Annotated in this window: 3 protein-coding genes, 17 tRNA genes and 1 rRNA gene; 1 reads left to right on the top strand and 20 read right to left on the bottom strand. The window is 41.6% G+C overall.

Annotated features, from left to right (window positions below):
• Positions 1-48: 48 nt before the first annotated feature.
• Both wrbA and C406_RS0118610 read right to left on the bottom strand, forming a co-directional pair.
• Entirely contained in the window at positions 49-660 is a 612-nt protein-coding gene (gene wrbA / locus C406_RS0118615; RefSeq protein WP_017382150.1) for an NAD(P)H:quinone oxidoreductase, read from the bottom strand.
• Positions 661-785: 125 nt separating this feature from the next.
• On the bottom strand, positions 786-1,082 hold the full coding sequence (locus C406_RS0118610; protein WP_017382149.1) for a DUF5658 family protein: 297 nt from the start codon (positions 1,080-1,082) through the stop codon (positions 786-788).
• Between the two features lie 284 nt (positions 1,083-1,366).
• Between C406_RS0118610 and C406_RS0118605 the strand changes: the two genes are divergently transcribed.
• Positions 1,367-1,558: a hypothetical protein gene (locus C406_RS0118605; protein ID WP_017382148.1), complete on the top strand. Its 192-nt coding sequence runs from the start codon at positions 1,367-1,369 to the stop codon at positions 1,556-1,558.
• Between the two features lie 96 nt (positions 1,559-1,654).
• On the opposite strand, the gene C406_RS0118600 is transcribed toward C406_RS0118605, so the two are convergent.
• The 18 genes from C406_RS0118600 to rrf form a co-directional block, all read right to left on the bottom strand.
• Positions 1,655-1,735 (bottom strand) — tRNA-Leu (locus C406_RS0118600).
• A gap of 31 nt (positions 1,736-1,766) precedes the next feature.
• Positions 1,767-1,840, bottom strand: a tRNA-Cys gene (locus C406_RS0118595).
• 10 nt (positions 1,841-1,850) lie between these two features.
• Positions 1,851-1,925 (bottom strand) — tRNA-Gly (locus C406_RS0118590).
• 7 nt (positions 1,926-1,932) lie between these two features.
• Positions 1,933-2,004 (bottom strand) — tRNA-Gln (locus tag C406_RS0118585).
• A 9-nt stretch (positions 2,005-2,013) separates the two neighbouring features.
• A tRNA-His gene (locus tag C406_RS0118580) sits at positions 2,014-2,089 on the bottom strand.
• Positions 2,090-2,127: 38 nt separating this feature from the next.
• A tRNA-His gene (locus tag C406_RS0118575) sits at positions 2,128-2,203 on the bottom strand.
• A gap of 31 nt (positions 2,204-2,234) precedes the next feature.
• Positions 2,235-2,308 (bottom strand) — tRNA-Trp (locus tag C406_RS0118570).
• A gap of 7 nt (positions 2,309-2,315) precedes the next feature.
• Positions 2,316-2,399: transfer RNA gene (locus tag C406_RS0118565), tRNA-Tyr, on the bottom strand.
• 10 nt (positions 2,400-2,409) lie between these two features.
• A tRNA-Thr gene (locus tag C406_RS0118560) sits at positions 2,410-2,485 on the bottom strand.
• Positions 2,486-2,505: 20 nt separating this feature from the next.
• Positions 2,506-2,581 (bottom strand) — tRNA-Phe (locus C406_RS0118555).
• A 142-nt stretch (positions 2,582-2,723) separates the two neighbouring features.
• Positions 2,724-2,799 (bottom strand) — tRNA-Asp (locus C406_RS0118550).
• Between the two features lie 3 nt (positions 2,800-2,802).
• A tRNA-Met gene (locus C406_RS0118545) sits at positions 2,803-2,879 on the bottom strand.
• A 223-nt stretch (positions 2,880-3,102) separates the two neighbouring features.
• Positions 3,103-3,179, bottom strand: a tRNA-Met gene (locus C406_RS0118540).
• 128 nt (positions 3,180-3,307) lie between these two features.
• Positions 3,308-3,383, bottom strand: a tRNA-Val gene (locus C406_RS0118535).
• Positions 3,384-3,536: 153 nt separating this feature from the next.
• Positions 3,537-3,611 (bottom strand) — tRNA-Glu (locus C406_RS0118530).
• 19 nt (positions 3,612-3,630) lie between these two features.
• A tRNA-Ser gene (locus C406_RS0118525) sits at positions 3,631-3,722 on the bottom strand.
• Positions 3,723-3,726: 4 nt separating this feature from the next.
• Positions 3,727-3,802, bottom strand: a tRNA-Asn gene (locus tag C406_RS0118520).
• A gap of 13 nt (positions 3,803-3,815) precedes the next feature.
• A 5S ribosomal RNA gene (gene rrf / locus C406_RS0118515) occupies positions 3,816-3,931 on the bottom strand.
• Between the last annotated feature and the right edge of the window lie 147 nt (positions 3,932-4,078).

Here is a 4,078-nt window from a genome sequence, read left to right as displayed (position 1 = left end):
TTCTAACAGTCTGCCTTTTTTTAATGTTATACGAATGTATTCCACATATTATTGATTTCCTTTTTTAACCCATTTCGCTACGGTTACGGTACGTTTTGTTTGATGTTTTACTGCACCTTGAACATCCTCCACCATTTTACCATCTTGATCGACAGAGACGCTTGTCCCATAAGGATTACCTCCAGCAGCATACAATACAGGATCTGTATAACCAGGCGCAACCACAATCGCTCCCCAATGGTACATTGTAGTATAGAGGGATAATGTCGTCATCTCCTGTCCACCATGAGGGTTTTGTGCAGAAGTCATAGCACTCACAACTTTATTGACTAATTTCCCTTTAAACCAAAGTCCTCCCGTTGAATCTAAGAAATTCTTTACTTGACCAGGCATGTTTCCAAAACGTGTTGGGACGCTAAAAATAATGGCATCTGCCCATTCTAAATCATCTAAAGTTACCTCAGGTACATCTTTCGTTGCTTCAATATTTGCTTTCCATGCAGGATTTGAGTCTATCGCTTCTTGTGGAGCTGTTTCAGGTACCTTCAATACTTTTACTTCAGCACCGTTTTCTTTTGCACCATCTTCTGCCCACTTAGCTAATTGATAGTTAGTACCTGTTGAGCTGTAATATATTACTGCTAATTTTACACTTGTCATTAGGTTTCATCTCCTTTGTTAGAATGAATAGTTTAGCGATTAGAGAATCTATGCGAATTAACATCAGTTTGTATTTCGTTATTCCCTTAAAAATTAGTTTTTATTCTATTTTTTCATGATAAGCATTAGTACACCATACTTACACCAATCCAAAAAGCATGACTCACAAATACTCCTAAATAACACACGTTGGCAAAACTAAGGAGATATTTAAACCCTCTTCCAAACTGTTGCAAAGGATGTTGTAATATAAAAACTGTTAGAAAAGTGCTTAAGTACAATTTAATCATAAGAATATTAAATGGATCTAATTCTGCCAATAACGGATTGGCTTCAGTTATAATTAATAAAGAAATACCAACATATGTTGCAATCCCATCCAAACTATTCAATAGTACTAACATCCATGCCGAGCTAATCATCTAATCACCTATGTCTTTTTTGATAAAAATAGTGTAGTCATTATTCTGATTGCTTAAACATTTATTGGGTAATATTCAGATAGGAGGAATTCTGTTTATTATTGGTCCAGTTGGTATATATTAAGACTTTTATAAAGTCATTTGGGTTGATAAGCCATAGTATTTCTAACAAAAAAGTCTAAGCATATGCTTAGACTTTTTTTATTTCAAAGAAAAAAACGAAGTTAAGAAGAATAAACCTTTTCATTCAGAACAAGCTATTAGAAAAATGGAGGTGAATTTCTTTGACTTCAAATAATACAAGGCATCAGCAAAGACAAAATAAAGATATGAAGAAGGCAAAATTAGATCGTGAAGAATTTGGCTTTGGACACGATGTTAGTCCGGATGATTTGGATACGCTTGGTCAAAACGAAGCAGCAAAAAATAACATTAAGCGCGAACCCAATCACCCCATAAATAATGATAAGAAATAATTCCACGCAATTGTACTTCTACTTAACAATTGCAGTTCCTCTTAATATATACAAAAAAGCAGTATCTACATTAAGTAGATACTGCTTTTCGAATGATACCCGAGGCCAGACTCGAACTGGCACGCCTTACGGCACCGCATTTTGAGTGCGGCGTGTCTGCCATTCCACCACTCGGGCAAAATAATAAATGCAGACTTTAAAAATATTATGGAGGCGGCAACCGGATTTGAACCGGTGGTAGAGGTGTTGCAGACCTGTGCCTTACCACTTGGCTATGCCGCCATAATAAAAATGGAGCGGAAGACGAGGTTCGAACTCGCGACCCCCACCTTGGCAAGGTGGTGTTCTACCACTGAACTACTTCCGCAATAATATTGGGGAACCTGGATTCGAACCAGGGCGTGACGGAATCAAAATCCGTTGCCTTACCGCTTGGCTATACCCCATTAGTAATATGGGGCGAACGAGGGGAATTGAACCCCCGAGTGCCGGAATCACAATCCGGTGCGTTAACCACTTCGCCACGCCCGCCACAATATGATATTGATATTGAATTTAAGTTAAAAAAATGGGGCGAACGAGGGGAATTGAACCCCCGAGTGCCGGAATCACAATCCGGTGCGTTAACCACTTCGCCACGCCCGCCATAATATGAAATTTATATTGAATTTAAAATTGGCAGGGGCAGTAGGAATCGAACCCACATTGAAGGTTTTGGAGACCTTAGTTCTACCGTTAAACTATGCCCCTAAGATAATGGTGGAGGGGGGCGGATTCGAACCGCCGAACCCGAAGGAACGGATTTACAGTCCGTCGTGTTTAGCCACTTCACTACCCCTCCAAATTGAAGATGGTGCCGGCGAAAGGAGTCGAACCCTCGACCTACTGATTACAAGTCAGTTGCTCTACCAACTGAGCTACACCGGCACGGTGTTTTAAAAAAATAATGGTGGCTCAGGACGGAATCGAACCGCCGACACAAGGATTTTCAGTCCTTTGCTCTACCGACTGAGCTACTGAGCCACTGTCGAATTGTACTAAGTTTCGAATCTCTTTGTCAGCTTCATTCGTTAATTCAATCACGTACGTTAGTACGCTCCTTCACTCACTCATTTTGCGTCTTCGATCTTCTTTGCTTATTCCAATTCTTAATACTTCATAAAAATGGCGGTCCCGACCGGGATCGAACCGGCGATCTCCTGCGTGACAGGCAGGCATGTTAACCGCTACACCACGGGACCATTTGGTTGCGGGGGCAGGATTTGAACCTGCGACCTTTGGGTTATGAGCCCAACGAGCTACCGTGCTGCTCCACCCCGCGATAATAATATTGTTATAAACACTATAGATACTACGCTTATTACTTAATGACATCTGCATCGGCTTTCGCCTGCTTCGATGTTAATCGCCATCTTCGTTTGGCGATTTGCTCCACCCCGCGATAATATAATTGTTATAAACACTCTCGCGATTTCTTTAGCGTGATGTCATTTTTTTGTTCACCGATTTTTGTCAAAGTCGATGTTAATCATTTTAAGATTAATTGGTTGCGGGGGCAGGATTTGAACCTGCGACCTTTGGGTTATGAGCCCAACGAGCTACCGTGCTGCTCCACCCCGCGATAATGTGATTGTTATAAACACTATGATACAACGCTTATGTCTTAGTTGACGCCTTCCACGCTTCGCTTGCGTCGGCGTTACTTCATCGCGAATTCTTTAGAGAGTTTCAATAGTGTAAATAATGTAATGGTGGAGGATGACGGGCTCGAACCGCCGACCCTCTGCTTGTAAGGCAGATGCTCTCCCAGCTGAGCTAATCCTCCGTTAAAAGAATGAAAAGCTGTGCATTTCGTTGTCAACTCACTCATTTATTCAGTCACATACTTGAGTACGCTCCTTCATTCATTCGATCGTTTTCTAGAACTACTTGCTTTTGATTTTTTAAAAATACTGGTTAAAGTTACGTAAAAAGAAATTGGTGACCCCTACGGGAATCGAACCCGTGTTACCGCCGTGAAAGGGCGGTGTCTTAACCGCTTGACCAAGGGGCCATATTATTAAGAAAGTTACTGGCGGAGAGCAAGGGATTTGAACCCTTGAGACAGTTTAACCCGCCTACACGAATTCCAATCGTGCTCCTTCGGCCACTCGGACAGCTCCCCAATATGGCTCCGAAGGTAGGACTCGAACCTACGACCATCGCATTAACAGTGCGGTGCTCTACCAACTGAGCTACTTCGGAAAAATAATATATTGCCTAGCGACGTCCTACTCTCACAGGGGGAGACCCCCAACTACCATCGGCGCAAAAGAACTTAACTTCCGTGTTCGGTATGGGAACGGGTGTGACCTCTTTGCCATTATCACTAGACTAATTGTTTTTAAAGACAAGATTTATTATACCAAGTCTCACAGATTTTACAAGCGTTTCTAGTAAAAAATACTTTTATTCGCTCAAAACTGGATAAACGGGCCATTGAAAGCCATTCATATTTGTTTGGTTAAGTCCTCGATCGAT

Origin of the sequence: Paenisporosarcina sp. TG-14, from assembly GCF_000297555.1 — a bacterium.
GTDB lineage: Bacteria > Bacillota > Bacilli > Bacillales_A > Planococcaceae > Paenisporosarcina > Paenisporosarcina antarctica.
Note: the sequence above shows the minus strand (reverse complement) of the source record. Positions and strands in the feature narration are given on the sequence as shown.

Excerpts from the sequence above, each read along its gene's own strand:
- C406_RS0118610 (WP_017382149.1), bottom strand. The coding sequence starts at position 1,082 with ATGATTAGCTCGGCATGGATGTTAGTACTATTGAATAGTTTGGATGGG.
- wrbA (WP_017382150.1), bottom strand. The coding sequence starts at position 660 with ATGACAAGTGTAAAATTAGCAGTAATATATTACAGCTCAACAGGTACT.